General features: G+C 54.6%; 20 protein-coding genes. 12 read left to right on the top strand and 8 right to left on the bottom strand.

Annotated features, from left to right (window positions below):
- Positions 1 to 215: 215 nt before the first annotated feature.
- Positions 216 to 1,229 (top strand): ABC transporter ATP-binding protein, encoded by a 1,014-nt coding sequence (locus MHH82_RS02125; protein WP_340962875.1) that lies wholly within the window; start codon positions 216 to 218, stop codon positions 1,227 to 1,229.
- The gene (locus tag MHH82_RS02120; protein ID WP_012818630.1) at positions 1,226 to 2,230 is read left to right on the top strand and encodes an ABC transporter ATP-binding protein; all 1,005 of its coding nucleotides are present in this window, start codon (positions 1,226 to 1,228) and stop codon (positions 2,228 to 2,230) included. Before MHH82_RS02125 ends, MHH82_RS02120 begins: the two co-directional genes overlap by 4 nt.
- 134 nt (positions 2,231 to 2,364) lie before the next feature.
- On the opposite strand, the gene MHH82_RS02115 is transcribed toward MHH82_RS02120, so the two are convergent.
- The 3 genes from MHH82_RS02115 to MHH82_RS02105 form a co-directional block, all read right to left on the bottom strand.
- Positions 2,365 to 3,687, bottom strand: coding sequence for an FtsW/RodA/SpoVE family cell cycle protein (locus tag MHH82_RS02115; RefSeq protein ID WP_340962872.1), 1,323 nt, complete (start codon positions 3,685 to 3,687; stop codon positions 2,365 to 2,367).
- A gap of 1 nt (position 3,688) precedes the next feature.
- Positions 3,689 to 4,018, bottom strand: coding sequence for a PadR family transcriptional regulator (locus tag MHH82_RS02110; RefSeq protein ID WP_009595865.1), 330 nt, complete (start codon positions 4,016 to 4,018; stop codon positions 3,689 to 3,691).
- 317 nt (positions 4,019 to 4,335) lie between these two features.
- A complete protein-coding gene (locus tag MHH82_RS02105; protein WP_090910206.1) occupies positions 4,336 to 4,872 on the bottom strand; it encodes an NAD(P)H-dependent oxidoreductase in 537 nt (178 codons plus the stop codon).
- 165 nt (positions 4,873 to 5,037) lie between these two features.
- Between MHH82_RS02105 and MHH82_RS02100 the strand changes: the two genes are divergently transcribed.
- The 8 genes from MHH82_RS02100 to MHH82_RS02065 all read left to right on the top strand — a co-directional run bounded on the left by MHH82_RS02100 (position 5,038) and on the right by MHH82_RS02065 (position 13,689).
- The gene (locus tag MHH82_RS02100; RefSeq protein WP_012818627.1) at positions 5,038 to 5,739 is read left to right on the top strand and encodes a dihydroorotate dehydrogenase electron transfer subunit; all 702 of its coding nucleotides are present in this window, start codon (positions 5,038 to 5,040) and stop codon (positions 5,737 to 5,739) included.
- Positions 5,720 to 6,652 (top strand): dihydroorotate dehydrogenase, encoded by a 933-nt coding sequence (locus tag MHH82_RS02095; protein WP_251500537.1) that lies wholly within the window; start codon positions 5,720 to 5,722, stop codon positions 6,650 to 6,652. Before MHH82_RS02100 ends, MHH82_RS02095 begins: the two co-directional genes overlap by 20 nt.
- A 158-nt stretch (positions 6,653 to 6,810) precedes the next feature.
- Complete coding sequence (locus MHH82_RS02090) at positions 6,811 to 7,722, top strand: FMN-binding protein (protein ID WP_340962868.1); 912 nt, start codon at positions 6,811 to 6,813, stop codon at positions 7,720 to 7,722.
- Positions 7,723 to 7,772: 50 nt separating this feature from the next.
- Positions 7,773 to 9,647 carry an FAD-dependent oxidoreductase gene (locus MHH82_RS02085; protein WP_340962866.1) on the top strand — a complete coding sequence of 625 codons (1,875 nt, stop codon included), beginning with the start codon at positions 7,773 to 7,775 and terminating at the stop codon, positions 9,645 to 9,647.
- A 124-nt stretch (positions 9,648 to 9,771) separates the two neighbouring features.
- Positions 9,772 to 10,209, top strand: a complete 438-nt coding sequence (locus MHH82_RS02080) for a hypothetical protein (RefSeq protein ID WP_009593826.1) — start codon at positions 9,772 to 9,774, stop codon at positions 10,207 to 10,209.
- Positions 10,210 to 10,241: 32 nt separating this feature from the next.
- A complete protein-coding gene (locus MHH82_RS02075; protein WP_340962863.1) occupies positions 10,242 to 11,246 on the top strand; it encodes a polyprenyl synthetase family protein in 1,005 nt (334 codons plus the stop codon).
- Between the two features lie 90 nt (positions 11,247 to 11,336).
- Complete coding sequence (locus MHH82_RS02070; RefSeq protein ID WP_340962861.1) at positions 11,337 to 12,518, top strand: PCYCGC motif-containing (lipo)protein; 1,182 nt, start codon at positions 11,337 to 11,339, stop codon at positions 12,516 to 12,518.
- A gap of 235 nt (positions 12,519 to 12,753) precedes the next feature.
- On the top strand, positions 12,754 to 13,689 hold the full coding sequence (locus MHH82_RS02065) for a hypothetical protein (protein ID WP_340962859.1): 936 nt from the start codon (positions 12,754 to 12,756) through the stop codon (positions 13,687 to 13,689).
- A gap of 59 nt (positions 13,690 to 13,748) precedes the next feature.
- Here the strand turns inward: MHH82_RS02065 and MHH82_RS02060 are convergent, their stop codons facing one another.
- From MHH82_RS02060 to MHH82_RS02040, 5 genes are read right to left on the bottom strand one after another with little or no spacing between them, the layout of a single operon-like run.
- Entirely contained in the window at positions 13,749 to 14,540 is a 792-nt protein-coding gene (locus MHH82_RS02060) for an energy-coupling factor transporter transmembrane component T family protein (protein ID WP_340962857.1), read from the bottom strand.
- 45 nt (positions 14,541 to 14,585) lie between these two features.
- The gene (locus MHH82_RS02055; RefSeq protein WP_340962855.1) at positions 14,586 to 15,443 is read right to left on the bottom strand and encodes an ATP-binding cassette domain-containing protein; all 858 of its coding nucleotides are present in this window, start codon (positions 15,441 to 15,443) and stop codon (positions 14,586 to 14,588) included.
- Positions 15,392 to 16,267 (bottom strand): energy-coupling factor transporter ATPase, encoded by an 876-nt coding sequence (locus MHH82_RS02050; RefSeq protein ID WP_340962853.1) that lies wholly within the window; start codon positions 16,265 to 16,267, stop codon positions 15,392 to 15,394. Before MHH82_RS02050 ends, MHH82_RS02055 begins: the two co-directional genes overlap by 52 nt.
- A 16-nt stretch (positions 16,268 to 16,283) precedes the next feature.
- A complete protein-coding gene (locus MHH82_RS02045; RefSeq protein ID WP_009593823.1) occupies positions 16,284 to 16,829 on the bottom strand; it encodes a Gx transporter family protein in 546 nt (181 codons plus the stop codon).
- Positions 16,813 to 17,193, bottom strand: a complete 381-nt coding sequence (locus tag MHH82_RS02040) for a NusG domain II-containing protein (protein WP_340962850.1) — start codon at positions 17,191 to 17,193, stop codon at positions 16,813 to 16,815. The genes MHH82_RS02045 and MHH82_RS02040 overlap by 17 nt, the downstream gene beginning before the upstream one ends.
- Positions 17,194 to 17,352: 159 nt before the next feature.
- Between MHH82_RS02040 and MHH82_RS02035 the strand changes: the two genes are divergently transcribed.
- Entirely contained in the window at positions 17,353 to 18,417 is a 1,065-nt protein-coding gene (locus MHH82_RS02035; RefSeq protein ID WP_145040193.1) for an FAD:protein FMN transferase, read from the top strand.
- A 22-nt stretch (positions 18,418 to 18,439) separates the two neighbouring features.
- Entirely contained in the window at positions 18,440 to 19,189 is a 750-nt protein-coding gene (locus MHH82_RS02030) for a Crp/Fnr family transcriptional regulator (protein ID WP_145040195.1), read from the top strand.
- The last annotated feature ends 251 nt before the right edge of the window (positions 19,190 to 19,440 follow it).

Genomic DNA, 19,440 nt, shown 5'->3' with positions numbered 1-19,440 from the left:
ATTTCTCGCATAGCGGATCTGGTGTCCTCAACCTGCTGCTTATAGGCGAAAAATCAAGAAATAACGGAACCAGAGTCCTCAACTAAGCTAAAGCGGCGAACTGAGCCAATTTTCAGTCCATGCACGCAAAAGCGGAAAATCAAAAATAACAAAACCAGAGTCCTCATCATCGCAAATATAGTCAGACCAATTGAAAGCGAAAGGAGCTACGACAGATGGAAGAGCACGCATCAAATCTGCTGACGATCAAGAACCTGCGAACCTCTTTTTTTACCGAACTGGGCGAAGTGAAAGCCGTGGATGATATCAACCTAACCGTACGCAAGGGGAGGACGCTCGGGATCGTGGGCGAATCCGGTTCAGGAAAAAGCATACTGTCCCTGTCCATCCTGCGGCTGATCTTTGATCCGGGGCGAATCGTCGGAGGCGAAATCCTGTATAACGGCGAGAATCTGCTCAAACAATCGGACCGGCAGATGCGGAAAATCCGGGGCAATCAAATCTCGATGATCTTCCAGGAGCCGATGACTTCGCTCAATCCGGTCTTCACCGTCGGCGACCAGATCGCGGAGGCCTATCAAATCCATGAAAATCTGAGTAAAAAACAAGCCATGGACAAAGCCGTCGAGATGTTGAGGCTGGTCGGCATCCCCTCCCCGGAAAAAAGAGTCCGGCAGTACCCTTTTCAGCTGTCCGGGGGTATGCGTCAACGTGTCATGATTGCCATGGCGCTGGCATGCAATCCGGATCTGCTCATTGCAGACGAGCCGACCACGGCGCTCGATGTGACCATTCAGGCTCAAATTTTGGAGCTGATGAAGGAGCTGCAGCGGAAACTGCAGATGTCGATTATTTTTATCACCCATGATCTGGGCATCGTTGCGGAAACCTGCGATGACGTGGCGGTCATGTACTGCGGAAAGGTGGTGGAATATTCCGATGTGCGGACCCTGTTCAAGCATCCGAAACACCCCTACACCATCGGCCTAATGAACTCGCTGCCGCGGCATGATATCGATAAGGAAACGCTGGAGCCGATTAAGGGCTCGGTTCCGAGCCCCTATGATCCGCAGGAAGGCTGCCGCTTCGCCCCCCGCTGCCCCCATGCAGCCAAGCTGTGTTACGACAAACTGCCGGAGCTTCAGGTACTGGATGATAACCAACAAGTCAGGTGCTGGAAATACACCGATCAGTGGGAACCGGAAAGCGAGGTGAACGTACTGTCATGAGCAAAGAGCTGTTAACCGTCAAAAACCTCAAGCAGTATTTTCCGATCAAAGGCGGCATCCTGGGCCGTACCGTCAACGTCGTCAAAGCCGTGGATGACATTTCGTTCTCTGTGCACGAAGGGGAAACCGTCAGTATCGTGGGTGAATCCGGCTGCGGTAAATCAACCACGGGCAGGGCTATTCTGAGACTGGACGAACCGACCTCCGGTGAGGTGCTGTTCGAGGGAACCGATCTGCTCACCCTGAACAAAGCGCAGATGACCCGAAGGCGTAAAGACCTGCAGATGATTTTTCAGGACCCCTACGCTTCGCTTAATCCCAGAAAAACAGCCCTCCAAGTACTCGAAGAAGCGATGGACATCCAAAATGTCGTGCCAAAGAAGGATCGTCGGTCCCGTGCCATCGAGCTTTTGGAAACGGTCGGCCTGGCCGCCTATCAAGCCAATCGGTACCCTCATGAATTCAGCGGCGGACAAAGGCAGCGAATCGGGATCGCCCGTGCCTTGTCCGTGAACCCCAAGCTGATCATCAGTGATGAAGCGGTCTCCGCGCTCGACGTGTCCATCCAGGCACAGGTACTCAATCTGATGAAATCGCTGCAAACCGAATTCAAGCTGACCTATCTGTTCATCTCTCATGATCTTGGGGTCGTCCGGCATATTTCGGACCGAATTATCGTGATGTATCTGGGGACGATCGTGGAAATCGCGGATAAACACTCTCTCTTCCGGCGCCCGCAGCATCCCTACACCCGCGCTCTGCTATCGGCCATCCCCACAATGGATCCCGAGCGCAAGAAGGAACGCATCATTCTCAAAGGGGATGTTCCGTCCCCGATCAACCCGCCTTCCGGCTGCCGGTTTCATACCCGCTGCATGTATGCCACGGATCGCTGCCGATCCGAGGCGCCGATGCTTCGGGAAGTCGAAGAGCAGAGAGGTCATCAGGCGGCCTGTCACTATATTGAAGAGATTGCGGCCGGTACGTTGGAGAAGGTATAGCTTATACGCCACCGAACGAATGATGACGCTTCTCTATAAACGAGAAAAAAGCGAGAGCCCAAGATCTCGCTTTTTCTTTTAATAAATTTTAGCCTGCTAACCGAAATCGAAGAATGATCTTCAGCGCCCCCCCACTAAGCTACCTTTATCGGAGCCGCTTCTCCCACCTCGCTTGGAATCATGTTTTTGCGTCTGTAAACGGAGAGGAGCAGGCCGACTATGGCAAAATCCAGCATGTTGTTGACGCCGCCATACGAGATAAAAGGAAAGTCCAGGCTCACAATGGGTACCACTCCCAGTCCCATCAGGATTGGCATGAGCAGGCGCAGTCCCATTACTACGATGACACCGGTCACGATATTTTTCCCGTAGGAATCGTGAAGTACATGGGCTATGCTCCACATTCTGGCGAGGAACAAAAGAACGACCATGCCCACCACGATGCCAAACATCCAACCGAAGCAATAAATCAGATAGGGGTATATGGAGTCGCTATAAACGTACGGGATCCCTGGATTTGGCGCAGCAAAGCCTTGACCGAACCAGCCGGCGGAAGAAACGGCATCCGTGATGACCCGCATGAAATAACCGCCATCCCCCTCGCGGTCTGCGAGCCCCTCCAATCTCCACATGAGGTATATCCTTTTAGTAAACAGAATATAAACCACACCAATAAACGACAGTAATGTTAGTACCGCAAATTGTTTAATATTCCTTTTCGTCGTCCAGGTCAGTATCAGGAATCCTAGCAAATAAATGAACATATACACCATCGAACCACTCATGCTGTACAGTGCGATCGGCAGCCCACCCCGATACAGGATGTGGAATACAGCCTCCCATGGTCCCCACCGATTCGCAGGCTTCATGCCTGCCAAGGAGAAGAGGAGAATAAAGACGGAAACCGTTCCAAGCATGGGAATCACAATAGGCCCGACGTGAAGATAGAGGTTGGCTCCATTTATATTCGTCCCGAAAAATTCCGTCATCGCCATCAGGCATAGCATGATAAAAAACAAAGCCCCGGAATACTTCTTCAGCTTTCTGTAGTCCAAGAAATAGAAACCGATGAGAAGGATCAAGCCGATACCGAAGAACACAACTTTTCTCGCGAACATATCTGTGATCTTTTCCGTATCGGAATAATCCACGCTCAGTGCCCCGAACAACCCAATCAGCGAAAGCAAAGCCAGCAGGATAAGCAGCTTCCAATCCAACTGAGGCCGATGGGCCAAATGCAGGCTTTTGCCGATATCCCCCGGATCCCCCATCTGTTTCACCGCTTCCTGCACCGCCGGCTCCTCCGCATTGCCCTCCAGCATCAGAAGCTCCGTCCGCTCCTCAATATGGCCGAGCAGTTCTTCACGGATTTCCGGATGCATGGCTCTTGCGCGTACCTGCTTGCACACCTGGGTCAGGAAGTCTTGGACAACCTTGTATTCTTCAACCGATCGCACGCTAGCTTCCCTCCCCGATGACTGTATCCACCGCCGTCCGGAATTTGACCCACTCCTTGGTCTTCTCATGGAGCTGCTCCCTGCCGCGCTCGGTAATCCGGTAATATTTCCGTTTGCGTCCATCATGCTGGCTCCAGGAGGAATCCAGCCAACCTTCCGCCTCCAGCGTGTGCAGAATCGGGTATAACGTGCCTTCCTTCATCAGGAACACCCCATCTGAGCTTTGCTCAATCTCCTTGATCAGCTCGTACCCGTACATTTCCCGCTTGTTCAACACGGTAAGCAATAAAATGACGGTGCTGCCTTTCAGCAGCTCTTTGTTAATGCCCATTTCCCTATCACTCCAATACCTAGGTAATCTATGTATCGTATAACTATGTATATGAGTATAGAATAAGCGACTCCACAATGCAACGCATGTTTTCGAATGATCGGGCGATTCGTCAATTTGCCAGAACACCGAAAAGCCCGGCAGCTTTTGCCGCCAGGCTCATGTATCAGCCATTCTTTTCTTCACTTTTAATGAGCATCCGCCGCCCATAATCACCAATTATAGTTTGGAGCATACAACCTGCCGTTTTGCCCATCATCACCGATAATCGAACTATCACTTTAGAAGACAGGAACTTTCGTTTTCATTAGTAACCCTTATCCGGCCCTCACTGCGCCTGTCACGTGCAGCGCAAAATCCTCAGCATGACGCCGCAGCTCTTCATCTGTCAGCTGCATGGCATTATGCACGGTAAATACCGGCAAGTAGACCGCCCCTACCAGACTGGCCGTCACTTCAAAAGGCCGGGTGAGCTCTTCCACCGTGTATCGGTTATATCCTGCGTTGCCATAGGCTTCCGCTGCTCCGCCGGTCGTCACGGCCACGCCCCACTCTTTCCCCCGGAGCTTGTCGCCGCCCGGGCCATAAGCCCATCCGAAGGTCAGCACCTCGTCGAACCAATGCTTCAGAAGAGGCGGCGAGCTGTACCACCAGAAAGGGAATTGAAACACGATGCGGTCATGCCGAAGCAGCAATTGCTGTTCGGCCGCGATGTCGATGATGCCATCCGGATACCGCTGATACAGGTCATGCACCGTCACCTCAGGATGATGTCCCACCGTTTCGGTTAGCTCGCGATTGATCCGTGATCCCTCATGCAGACCCGGATGTGCAACGATCACTAGTGTTTTCATGTAGGATCCCCACCCTTTTCTCGCCTAGCGTTATGTATACAAAAAGTATCAAGCCTCGGCAACGCCCGAATATGAGAAATGTCACAGGTAGCCTTATCTGTCTGTGATACTGTAGCAAGGAACATAGCGGGCGGAAAAAGTACGCCAAGGGAGGAGAATGAGAACGTGGCCCTTGTTATTCAAAATGTCAGACTGGCCCATCGCATCTATCGACTTACCGTTCAAGGCAGCTATTCGGCACGAATGGGACAGTTCTTCATGCTTCGCTGCTGGGATGCCTATCCCGTGCTGTCACGGCCGATCAGCGTTCATAACCTGACGGAGGATTCCGTTTCCTTCTTATATCGCGTGCAGGGAACCGGTACGTGGCTGCTGTCGGCGCTTCAAGCGGGTGACAAAATACAGCTGGAAGGGCCTTTCGGGCAAGGGTTTCCTGAACCCCAAGGACGGACGGCATTGGTGGGAGGCGGTATCGGAGTGGCTCCGCTGCTGCTCGCAGCTAAGGAAATTCCCGAAGCCAGCGTGTATCTGGGATACGCCGGCGTTCCCTTCGGGGTCAACGGATTCCACGAAATCAGCCGGGATGTCACGGTGAAGTCCGGCGGCACCATCGTCGATGCAGTGGACCCGAGCCGCTATGACACGATACTTGCCTGCGGCCCGGTTGGGATGATGCACAGCTTGGCGCAAAAAGCCGAAGGTACAAACGCGAAGCTCCACGTTTCCATCGAGAAGCGAATGGGCTGCGGCATCGGGGCATGCAACAGCTGCACGTTAACTGCCGCGGGTTCGAACCGCAAGGCGTGCACCGACGGCCCCGTATTTCTGGCGAAGGAGGTGAACTGGAATGATCTCCATCGATTGTGAACTGGCGGGAGTGCCGCTGTCGAATCCGATATTAGCAGCCTCGGGCACGTTCGGTTTCGGCAAACCGTATGCGGATCTGTATCCGCTTCGCAAGCTCGGGGGCATTGTCTCCAAGGGATTGACCCTGACCCCGCGGCTAGGCAATACGGGTACGCGGATCTATGAAACGCCATCGGGCATCATGAACAGCATCGGCCTGGAGAATCCGGGAATCCGGGCTTTTCTGGAGCACGAATTATCCGACATGACTTCGCACGGGACAGCGGTCATCGTCAATCTCGGCGGCGGCACTGTACGGGAATATGCGGAGGGCGCCGAGCTGCTTACCGAAGCCAGCAGCAAGCTGCGCTCAGCCGGCAAACGGGCCGTCGACATGATCGAGCTTAACATCTCCTGTCCCAACATCAAGGAAGGCGGGCTTGCCTTCGGCATCGAGAATGAGCAGGCTCGAGAGGTGGTTCGCGCAGTCCGCAACGCCACCAAGCTGCCTCTGCTCGTCAAGCTCTCTCCCGGGGCGAAGGATTTGAGGGAAATGGCACGGATGTGTGAAGCCGAAGGGGCCGACGGCCTCTCGCTAATCAATACGATTCAAGCGATGGCGATTGATATTCGGGAACGTCGCAGCGTTTTTGACAGAGCGTACGCCGGATTATCCGGGCCGGCGATTAAGCCGATTGCCCTGCGGATGGTCCATCAGGTGGCCCGGTCGGTGTCCATCCCGGTGGTGGGAATCGGCGGCATCTGCAGTGCCGAGGATATCCTCGAATTCATCATGGCAGGTGCCGCAGCCGTACAAATCGGTACGTACAACTTCATCAACCTCCGTGCGGGAGATACCCTGGCTGAAGAACTGATTCAACTGATGGAGAACGAGGGCATTCAATCCCTGGATGACATTCGAGGCATTATTTGACGGATGCTCAACTTCCTGAAATTCAGCATGCTCGCCTGAACATGAAGCACCGCGTCAGTTTGTGATTTTTTTCACCGATAACTATTCTTTTTCAGAATACAATGAACTCAAGAACAATATTTGTGAAGTAATTCACAAGATCATAGGAGGAAACCAGAATGAAAAGGACACTCTCTCTATCCCTCTCCGTCATGTTGATGTTCGCGCTGCTCGTAGGCTGCGGAGGCAACGGAGACAAAGAGCCTGTCACCACGGACAAACCGGCAGAGAGCCAAAACACGGATAATGCCGGAAACGGGGAGCAACCGGCACAAGAAGGAACGGCCCTGCAGGACGGCTTATATTACGCCGAAGGCGATTTTGCCGAGGATTCCGGCTGGAAGGAACTCGTCGCGATTAAAGTCGAAGGCGGTAAAATCGTCAGCGCCAACTGGAACGGTCTGCATAAGGACGGCGGCTTGGACAAAAAGACATTTTCCGAAAAAGGCTTCTACGGCATGAAGGAAAAAGGCGGCGCTCAAGCGGAATGGCATGAGCAGGCAGCCAAGATGGAGGAATACCTGGTGGCTCAGCAGTCCGTTGAAGGGCTCGCCTTGAACGACGAAGGCCGCACGGATGCCGTATCCGGGGTATCGATCCATGTCAACGGATTTACGGAACTGGCAGCCAAAGCGCTGGCCGCGGGACCTGTTGAAGCAGGACCATACAAAGACGGCAGCTACCACGCGGAAGCGGCTGACTTCGATGCCAAATCCGGCTGGAAGGAAACCGTCGACGTTACCGTAATTAACGGTAAAATCGCCGCAGTCAGCTGGAACGGCGTTCATAAAGACGGAGGCACCGACAAAGTCACCCGTTCCAAATCAGGCGAGTACGGCATGAAGAACGGCGGGGCTCAATCCGAATGGCACGAGCAGGCTTATCAAGCCGAGCAGTATTTGATCGAAAAGCAAGACCCGCAGGCCATCGTAACGGGTGAAGACGGCAAAACCGATGCCATCACCGGTGTATCCATCCACGTCAACGGATTCGTAGAACTGGCAGCGAAAGCGCTCGAAGGCGCCAAATAAGCCACAAGTACGATAGAAAGAAGACAACTATTCCTTGAGGGGAGATTCGCATGAAACAGATTATCGTGCTGGGCGGCGGATACGGCGGTATACTTACCGCCAAGAAGCTGGCTAAACGACTGCGCAAACAGAAGGATTTGCGGATAACACTCATCGACCGCAAGCCTTATCATACGCTGCTGACCGAGCTTCATGAAGTGGCCGCCAACCGGGTCGAGGAGGATTCCATCAAAATCGACCTGAAAAAAGTATTTTCCGGATTCCGGAACGTGGACGTGGTGCTGGATGAAATCGGCGGCATCGACTTTGACGGCCAGACGCTCCAGGGAGAGAAACAGACCTACAACTACGACTATTTAGTCATCGGTACAGGCAGCAAGCCAACCTTCTTCGGCATACCGGGTGCGGATCAACACGCCTTTACCCTGTGGTCTTACGATGATGCGGTCCGCCTGAAAGAACATACCCTGAATATGTTCCGCAAAGCGGTTCTTGAGCGCAACCCGCAGGTCCGCAAGGAAATGCTGACCTTCGTCGTTGTCGGCGGCGGATTCACCGGCGTGGAAATGATCGGCGAGTTGGCCGAGTTCACGCAGCAATTATGCAAGGAATTCTACGTGGATCCAAGCGAGGTTACGCTTCACGTTGCCGACATGGTCGACAAGATCCTTCCGATCCTGCCGGAGCCGTTAATACGCAAAGCCGAGAAGCGGCTGCGTAAAATGAACGTCAACATCATCACGGGCTCCAAGATTACGGAGGTTAAGCCGGACGGCGTTACCGTCGGCGGCAGCGATATCAAATCCCGCACCGTTATCTGGACCGCCGGAGTGGAAGGCTCCGATGTGGTTGGCAGCATGGATGTCGAGCAAAAAGGCCGCAAGCGGATTTTGACCAACGACAAGCTTCAAATTCCTGCTCATCCGAACGTATATGTCGTCGGGGACAATATTTTCTACATTCCTGAGGGCGCGGCTGCACCCGTACCTCAAATGGTGGAAAACGCCGAACTCGCGGCCCCGGTCATTGCGCATAACATCGTGGCTGAATTATCGAACAAACCGATGAAATCCTACAAGCCGACGTTCCACGGCACGATGGTCTGTATCGGCAGCCGCTACGGGGTAGCCAACGTGGGCGTGCCGGGCCATATGTTCAGGCTCAGCGGCTTCCCGGCCATGCTGGTCAAACATCTGATCAACATGCTCTATCTGTTCCAGGTTTGCGGCTTCAACAAGGTATACCATTATATGCTGCATGAGTTCTTCCATGTCCGGAACAACCGCAGCTTCGTGGGCGGGCATTTTGCCAAGCGCTCGCCGAATTTCTGGCTCGTTCCGCTGCGTATTTTTGCCGGATGGATGTGGCTGTCCCAAGGGTGGGATAAGATTCACAAGATCATTGACGATCCGAATAAAATGTTCCTCATTCCTGCCAAAGCAGCCGACGGCGTAAGCGCAGCTTCCGCTGCAGGCGCCGATGCAGCCGGAGCCGGAGCGGCAGACGCGGTATCCGCCGCCTCCGCTTATACCGCAGAAGCGGTCTCCGCCCTTCCGGTGCCGGATTTCTTGAAATCCATCGTCGACTGGTCGATGGACCTGATGTTCTATACCGGAGACGGCGGCTATACTTCGCTTGCCTATGTGTTTCAGACCTCGATGGTATTGGCTGAGCTGATCGTCGGCATCCTGCTGATCGTCGGATTGTTCACGGCACCTGCAGCCGTAGCCAGCGTCGCCATGGGCGCCATGGTTTGGGTATCGGGTATGGCACCTAACGAGATGCTGTGGTATCTGGCAGCAGGAATCGCCTTGATCGGCGGATCGGGCAGGACGTTCGGACTTGACTACTATGTGTATCCTTGGTTGAAAAAGGTATGGAAACGAATACCGATCGTAAGGCGCTGGTACGTGTATACGGACTAATTCTTCTCTATTCAATGGAACGGGCTGATCATATGGCGCTTTGCCGAATCAAGCTCAAGCCCTAACCGTTCTGCCGGCATTCACACTCTGATCAACACGAGCCTTCCGGAAGGAGTCAATAACGATGGATATGAAGCTATTACAGGATACGATCGACCTGCTTCGGTCGCATATCGATTCCGGAACGGATATCGATTGGATGGAGATGGATAACAGACCGGTGAGGGACATCGCCGATATGCTCAACGCTTATGAACTCGCCTATTCACGCAAAATGACGGTGCTGGCTTGCTGCATCCTGATTCATACTGCGCTAAACAAGCATGGCAAGCTGCAAGCGAAGGATAACGAGAGACTGACGCGTTTGCTGCTGGACGGCGATTATTTGACGGGACTCATGTACCGGATTGCCGTCAAGCGAAAGGAATGGAAGCTGCTGTCCCGGCTTCTCCCCTTTCATAAGCGCATGCAGCTCAGCCTGCTCAAGAACGTTTCACCCGAAAGGATATTCAACGAGCTTAAGCGCGAAATCCGCAGCTATCTGGAGCAGCGGAGTGCGTAAGGAGCCATCCATGGAAAGGGGCGCGGATACAGATGAACCTTCATAACCGAATCGGAGTGGATCTCGCTTCCTTCGATCGCCTGCTCCGGGAGGTCGTCAGCTCTGACCGCGACCTCCCCCCTTCCTCCGTGGTGCTGAGCAGCGTCATGGATCTCATTAATGCCGGCGGCAAGCGGCTGCGCCCGCTTATGGTCGTGCTCGGCAGCCGTTTCGGGGAAAGCGGCCATGAGCCGGCCGTCATGAAAACCGCCGTACTGCTTGAATATCTGCACATGGCCTCGCTGGTGCACGATGACATTATCGATCAATCCGATATGCGGCGCGGCATGCCGACCCTGCACGAGACGACCGATGTCCAGACGGCGGTGCACATCGGCAACTACATGATTGCCCGTGCCATCGAATGGGCCGCCGGTCATCCGGGCGGCGACCCGGACGGGAACAGCGAAGACGTCTCCGAAGACGAGGCCTACCGATTAGCCGAGCTTGCGGCGCTGGTCACCGAGCTCTGCATGGGAGAATACGATCAGCTTCAACACCGCTTCGACTTCGGACTGACGATGGAGCAGTATTTGGAGAAAACGCGCTGCAAAACGGCCCTGTTGATGGCCCACTGCCTGAAGGCGGGCGCGGAAGCAGCCCATGCGGATGCCGGAACCGCTGAACGGCTCTTTCAATTCGGGGAGTCGCTCGGCATGGCCTTTCAAATCCGGGATGACCTGCTCGATTTCACGAAGCTCAGGGAGGCCATCGGCAAGCCGGCTGGCGCAGACCTGCGAAACGGCAACATTACGCTGCCGGTGCTTTACGCCCTAAACGATCCTGCCCTTGCACCGAAGATCAGGCAGCTCGGCCCTCATTCCACCGCGGCAGACATGGATGACGTCATCCACCGCATCGCCGCAAGCGGCGCGATCGAGCAGAGCGAAGAGCTTGCCCGTTCCTATGCGGAACATGCCCAGCGCATGATCGGCGACTTCGCGGATCACCCGGCTCAGCATGATTTGCAGGCATTGCTCCATTATTTCCTGCCCTAAAGACAGACATGAAGCCATATACTCCAAACGAACAGGGATACGTCCATCATGGATGCATCCCTGTTCGATATGAAAGGATGTTTAATAGACATGCATCGCACACGAATCTGGCGGTGGCGAATTGCGCTGACGGCCTTCCTGCTCCTGCTTGCTGCCGGGGGCTTCATGCTATTCAGGACATCTCCTCTTGCGGAACAGGAGACCGTTGACACGCAAGTGAGCTCCATCGCCATTTTTGCGCTCAAGGGCTGTGGCGGCTGTTCCAAGGCGCTGGGCGTCATGGAGCAGATGGAAGCAACCTCGCCGGACTACCGTTACCAGTATTTCAGCATTTCGGAGGATACGGAAGCCGTTAACCGGTACGGCATTACGGAGCACCCGACCATCCTGTTCCTGAACGCTCAGGAGGAAGAACTCGGGCGACTGACCGAAGATATATCAAGCGACGGGATCCTGCGGGAGCTGGAAGATATCGCTGCGAACGGTACACGTCCGCCCAAGGGAACGATTCTCTCGGCCATCCCCAGCACGATGCCCAGCGTAACCCTCCATGCCTATGACCCGCATTCCGGTTTATTCACGCCGGTATCCCAGTACGTGCAGACGGATACCTCCGTCAGCTATCCCAAAGTCAGTGCCATGACGATGCTGACCCAGCTTTCGGATCTGCTGCCGCCCGAACTTGAAAGTGCCATCCCGGCCGGCGTAAACTTCGTAGAAATCCGAACCGAACACGGAGTGACCGTGGTGGAGTTGTCCCCATCGTTTCGTGCCTTTACCGGCTCCGAGGAGGGAGAACGGGCGGTAGAAGCCATTGCGCTTACGCTGCAAACCTTTGAAGGCGTGAACGGCGTTCAAGTGGTAAGCGGCGCGTATCGCAGCGACATCCTCTATGCGGAAGCCCTTGCTGGCCGTTCCGACGGAAAAACCGACTACCTGCTGCATCCCGATACGCCTCTACCACATATGTCCAGCGTGAAGGAATACAATGCAGCCATCCTCCATGCCAGCCACTTGGCCTTCATGCCCTGCTTCTGCGGATGCGGCGATGCCGGCCATAGCAGCAACCTCAATTGCTACTATGCTCAAGAGGAAGACGGTAGGCTCACGCCAACCACGCACGCGAAATTCTGCCAAACCTGCTTGGACGTTACGAACATGTACCTGGACGGCAGGCAGCAGGGGCTGAGCCTGAAGGAAATCCGGCAGTCCGTGGACCGGGCCTACGAGGGGATCGAGCCGACGGATACGCCGATGCCGATGAATGAATAGGTATGACAAAAACACCGTTCCGTAAAGGATCGGTGTTTTTTATCTATATTTTCTATGAGATGCATTGTAAAACTTACAAAAAAGATCGGTCAAACCCCAGTTCACTGATATAATTCCCATATTATAACTTTACGGCAGACATGCATCTCATCTATGATTTGACTGGGTAAATCATCCACCTTATGGGATACGCCAAAATTAAAAATCGGCAGATTAGAGGAGACGTATTACAAACGTGATCAGAACATACCTAAGCTTTTTTACACTGGCATTGCTGTTTCTTATGTTTACCCATGAAGAGACGAAAGCCTCCAGCCAAAAAGTTAGTTTGACCCTCCCTAACGGGGCCACCTACTATGGTGAAGTGAAGAACAACAAGCCTCACGGAAAAGGTACGATGCGATGGGGACCATCCAAAGTATACAGCGGCGAGTGGTACAATGGGCAAAGATCCGGTACAGGCAAATACATATCGGACAAGCTTCCCGAGGATATGAAAATCGTCTACGAGGGGGAATGGCGAAACGATCGTCCTAACGGAACGGGAATTCGGAGCGAAAGCAACCCTGATTTTGAATTTCATGTAATCTCGAAGGGCATTTTCAAGGATCATGACTTGCTGTCAGGTTATACCGTGATGCAATCCCTGGACATCCTTGGGTTTGAATACCGGAATGGGAACACTCTCTTGGAGTTTTCCGTATCGGATCAGGAGCAGGCAAATGAATTGATGCAATCAAAATTGGCCCGCGGCCGCATTCAACTGCTGAATTATTACAAAAGGGATAAGTCCACGCCTGACTACAAAGGGTTCGCATATGCAAGCGAAATGGAGGATTACGGGAGCTCCATCAGCGAAGGCGTATATCGAACGGGTGACTATGGGGTGATGGAGCTCTACACTGGACTGAATCAACGCTTCGAGGACGAAGAGCACTATAGAGTAGAGAATTACAAGAACGGGAGACTCGCCTCTGCAAGAGAAGTACCGGAGAACGGACGGTTTGCCGGGATCGTTCAAGGGAAAATCAATAACAAGAAGCATGTCCTGCACCCTTATCTAGGTGAGTTCTCAAAGCTATTAAAAGACATTGAAAACGAATTAGAGCCAGAAGGCTGCAGCAACTCGTCCACCAGCGTTTGCGGGACCTTTCCTATCCAATTCGAGTAACAATAAACCACAAACCGCAGTCCTTACGGACTGCGGTTTTCATGCTCTTCAGACCGCCGTTACAGCAGCGCGGCTGCGGCCACGGGCAGCAGAAATGCCGCCACGAATAACGTGTCCGCCCGCTTCCATACAAACGACCTGAACCTGCTTCGCCGCGCACCCAGGCGATAGCCCCGGGCCTCCATGGAATCGGCCAGCCCGATCGCGCGCCGGAACGCGCCTGTCGTTACCGGGACCAGCAGGGCAATGATCAGCCGCGCCTTCTCCCTCAGCGGGCGGGATGACAGGTCCAGTCCCCGGGACTGCTGGGCCTTCCACAGCCGCTCGGCTTCCTCGAAGATGGTCGGTATGAACCGGAGGGCAATGCCGAGCATCAGCACCAGCCGATCCGTCGGCACTCCGATGCAGGTCAGCGGCCGCAGGAGGCTGCCGAGCCCCTGGGCCAGATGCTCCGGCTGGGTCGTGAAGGTCAGCACCGCCGCCAGCATGATGAAGAGTCCCATCCGCGAAGCGGACACGATCCCTTTTTCCAATCCGCCGGCATATACCTTGAACGCGCCCACATCCAGCAGTTTCCCGCCTCCCGCATCATAAAGGATGTGAAATACCAGGATGAACAACAGCAGGAACATCAGCGGTTTCATAGCTCTGATGTAATAGCGGTACGGGATACGCGTAGTCCGGATCACCACAGCAGTGAACAGCAGCAGCGCGAGTACCCCCATATATCCGTCCACCAGGAACACGGCCATCATAAAGAGCGGCATGGCCGCCGTCTTGGCGCGGGGATCCAGACGGTGAACCCATGAATCGCCTTCCATATATCGGCCCAGGATGATTTTTCGTTTCATGTCGGCTCCCTCCTATCTCCTCTGCCTAGCCCTGCCAGCCCTGTCCTATGATCCCAGCAGTTCCGCATACCATTCCGCCAATGCTGCCGCATCCGGAAGCATTTCCGCGGGTTCGATTCCAAGCTGTGCGGCCAGCATACCCGCCATCCGCACGGAGGAAGGTGCCATCAGGCCTCCCTGCTCCAGCACCTCCTGCCGGTGTACGAGCTCCCCGGCCGTTCCTTGAAACAGGACCTTGCCGTCCTTGATTACCACGAATTCGTCGGCAAAGGCCACGATTTCCTCCAATCGGTGAGTGACGACGAGGACGGTTTTGCCTTGCGTCCTCGTTAACCCATGCAGCCGCTTCATCAGATCCTCCCGGCTGGCAGGATCGAGGGAGGCCGTAGGCTCATCCAAAGCCAAAATGTCGGGATCGGCCGCCAATACGGCCGCAACTGCTGCTTTCCGCATTTGGCCCGAGCTTAGCTTGAAGGGACTCTGCCCCAGCAGCTCCTCGTCCAATCCGACGAAGGATGCCGCTCTGCGGACCGCCTCGGTGGCTTCGGCTGGATTCCGTCCGAAATTAAGGGGCCCGAATAATAAATCCTTCTCCACCGTTTCTTCAAACAGCTGCTGCTCCGGATATTGAAACACCAGGCCGACCCGCTGCCGCAGCCCGGCGGGAATTTTCTTACTGTCGCCCGGTTCAAGGCAGAAATCCAAAATGCGAATCAGGCCGTCATCCGCCCGAATCAAACCGTTCATATGCTGGAGAAGCGTTGATTTCCCCGAGCCCGGCGCACCGAGGACGGCAATCATTCGGCCTTCCTCCAGCTCCAGATTCAGGCCGTCGAGCCCAAGAACCGGACTCATCCCCCGGTCCCGGTAGCGGTAAGAAACCTCTTCGAATGATATGACCATAATGCCTCCAGCACCTCCTTCTCCCTGACCAGCTCGCCGATATCGATTCCTCTCGCTTTCAGCTCCCTGCACAGCTGGAGGGCAAAAGGCGCCTTCAGCCTGCACCGCCCCAGCAAGTCGTCCTGCAGAAGCAGCTCCTTTGGACTGCCGTCCGCGGCCACCATGCCGCCGTCCAGCACGATCATCCGGTCGGCTTCGGCCATCTCCTCCACATCATGGGTGATAGAGATGAGCGTGTACCTGCCTTCGGCGTGCATGGCCCGCATCAGGCCCAGCAGCTCATTCTTGGCCTTCTCATCCAGCATGGAGGCCGCCTCGTCCATGACAATGATGGAAGGCTCCATCGCCAGCACGGCAGCGATGGCCGCCCGCTGCTTCTGTCCGCCGGACAGAGTGGCCGGATGCCGTTGGAGCAGATGGACGATATCCAGCCGCTCCGCATAGGTTCGAATCCGCTGCTGCATTTCTTCCCGGCTCAGGCACAGATTTTCCAGGCCAAACGCGATATCATCCTCTACGGTGAGGCCGACAAACTGATCGTCCGGGTTGGCAAACACCATGCCGATATGACGGCGAATGTCGCCCAGCGTGCGGCCGTTCAGCTCCAGCCCATCGATCAGAATGCGTCCCCGGCTCATGAGGAGCAGGCCATTCAAGAGGCGAATGAGCGTGGACTTGCCTGCCCCGTTCCTTCCAGCGATGCATACCCACTGTCCATGGGGGATCGCCAGCGAGACATCTTTGAGCACGTTCGTGCAGCCCTGTCCGTAATATACATGTTTAAGCTTTACTGCATGCTCTGACTTATCGGTTATGCCCGCCATGCCTAACGCCTCCCCCTTAGCTTTCTGTGTGAAACATGCCGAACGGATCAATACGCCGCAGGGATTCGATCAGATATTTTGCGGCCCATCCGACGAAGATCCCGGTCACCACGCCCGCACCGAGCAGAAAGGGCAGGTAATAATAAATTTTTGCCGTTCCCAATACCAGCGAGGCTGCCGTCAATTGCCCGATATTATGAGCGATGCCGCCCGCGATGCTCACGCCGGTTAAGCTGAAATTGCTCCCCCCGAGCCTCAGCATGACATACATCACCAGATAACTCGCCAGAGCGCCGAACATGCTGAACAGAAAGGTCGAGAAGCTGCCGAGTATAAAGGCGGTCAACAATGTTTTTAAGACAATGAGCCACAAGGCATCCCTGCCCCCAAGGCAGACCAGACAGGTCAGAACCATAATATTGCCGAGCCCCAGCTTGGCGCCGGGTATCGTGACCGCGAACGGAATCAGGGCTTCCACAATGCCCAGCACCACCGATAATGATGCGCAGATGGCGATCACGACCAGCTTGCGGAGCGCATACGGATCAGGAGACAACGGCATCCGGCTCACTTCCTTTAATTTGTTCTCCGGTCACTTCAACGAACACGTGATTAGGCAAACATACGATGGTGCCATGGATGTCGTGAACGTGGCCGAACCCGATGCAGAGCTGATCCGGACAATCCGACTCCACCATCTCGATCCCTTCGCGCGAGATCCTCAAGAGGTTGTATCCCCGCTCCGTCCGGATTTCTATGTCTCGGGGCTCTTCCGTCAGCGCCACCGTATCATAATGCTTTCCGTTCACCTCGATCATGGCATAGGTTCCCTTTGCCGTTCCGTCTTCCCCCATAAACTTGGATATTCCAAACCAGGCGACAGCCGCTATCAGCACAAGCGCTATTCCAATATCTCCGCGTTTCATCAGCATCTCTCCACTTCGCTTTGCTTATCTTCATTATCAGGGCTGCACCAAGTGCCAGAAATGATTTTTCTCACATTCAGCGGGATAAGGGTCTGATACGCTGAGATCATCGGAACTCGATGCAAAAACAGCATCAGAATTCGAAGAGGAGGCACTATCATGTATAGGAAGTTTCTTTCCTGCGGCAGCCTGTTGATCATGCTCACCCTGCTGATGACGGGAGCGATCGGCTGCACAACCAAAGGGGATCAGAAGACAGCCGCCAGCACCGAACCGGCAACCGAACGTTACTTTATATTCGATACCATTGTAAGTCTCCGCGTTTACGATGAACGGATGACAACCCGGCATTTCGACGAGGTTAGGGCTCTGCTGGAGCGGATCGACCAGCGCATGAACCGGCAGCTGGCCGGCAGCGAGATTGATCAGGTCAATCAAGCGGCGGGCAAATCCGAGGTCAGCGTTTCGGAAGAAACCTTCAAGGTGGTCCAGACCGCCATCGATTACGCAGCGGCTTCCGGCGGACATTTCGAACCGACCGTAGGCCCGCTGGTGGATCTCTGGGGCATCGGGGGCGAACACCCCGCAGTGCCGAAAGAAGATGAGCTCGCCGCCGCCATGCAGCGAATGAACTACAAGGATGTGATTTTAAATCCGGCATCGAACGCCATCCGGCTGGAGAAGGAGGGAATGTCGCTGGATCTAGGCGCCATCGCCAAAGGATATGCCGCAGATGTCATCGCGGACTATTTGCAGCAGCAGGGTTTCCGCTCCGCCATCATTGACCTCGGGGGCAACATCCTGGCCATGGGTTCAAAGCCGGATGGCTCACCGTGGAATATCGGCATCCAGGACCCTGAGAAGGATCGCGGGCAATCCCTGGGGACGCTTGAAGTCGTCAATAAGACGATCGTGACCTCCGGCGTGTACGAGCGTTTCTTCGAAGCAGAGGGAACCGTGTATCACCATATTCTGAGCCCCTTCACCGGTTATCCGGTCGATAATGACCTGCTCAGCGTGACGATCGTGACCGACACGTCCATGGACGCCGATGCCATGTCGACATCCGTCTTTTCGCTTGGGCTTACGGAAGGTCGGCAGTTCGTCGAGAGCCGGGATGACGCCGATGCCATTTTCGTCACCACCGACCATCAAATCTATCTCACCTCAGGTCTGACCGATACATTCAAACTGACGAATGACAATTATCAGCTTGCCGAATAAGTTACGAAAAGGAGAAGATCGTATGAAACAGAATCGAGCTGCAAGGTCCGATGCGAAGGATGGAGGGCTGTTTCCTGCGGGCACTTCCTTCGTCTTTTCGCCGCCGCATCTCGCTTTAATCCGGGAAATGGCCGAGCCAATCGGTTTGTTTGCCGGCGATTGTCTGTATCAGGAGAACGATCCTGCCGACCGGCTGTACTTCGTAAACCGGGGAAGCCTGAAGGTATCCAAGCTGCTGGAAGGCGGATTGTCGGCAACCTTGTCGCTCCACATCCCGGGCGATCTGTTCGGTGAGCCCGATCCGTTCGGACGAGCCGTGCATCATTTCGAAGCCAGGGCCATGGAGGATAGCGAGGTCGGCGTCGTGTCCCAGACCGAGCTGGATAAAATCATCCGCATCAACGGTGACTTTGCCGTGGAATATATGGGCTGGATGGCGCTCATGCAGCGTACCACGCAGAGCAAACTGCGCGATCTGCTGCTGCATGGCAAATCCGGCGCCCTATGCTCTCTGCTCCTGCGGCTGTACAATATGTACGGCACCGGCGGGACCGCCAAGGATCACAGGGCTATCATCGGCAAGCGGATCACGAATCTGGAGATGGCGGAGATGATCGGCTCTACTCGCGAAAGCGTCAACCGTATCTTGAACGAGCTTAAGGATCAAGGCGTGATTTCTACCGAACGGGGACGCATCGTTCTGAATGATCCCGCCTATTTGCGGAATATTTGCCACTGCGAGGACTGCCCCAAAGAGATTTGCCGAATGTAACGGACATCAACAAAAAACCTCTGAATGGAACACGGAGTCAACAACAATCTCTCACCCGTGCCCAAACAGAGGTCTATTCTTCTAATAGAGCATCCCATGTATTATCTATTACACGCAGGGATTCGAAATTTCCACATGAAAACTGCGCTAATTCTCGGTGTATCATGACTCCGCCTTGCGCGCTATGATGGAGTTGATTTAACGGTTTAAGGGAAACGCACACTTTTTGCATGTATATCTGAGAGCGTTTC

The sequence above is a fragment of the Bacillus sp. FSL K6-6540 genome, from assembly GCF_038007545.1.
The sequence above is the reverse complement of the archived record's forward strand: the minus strand, read 5'-3'. Positions and strand labels throughout refer to the sequence as shown.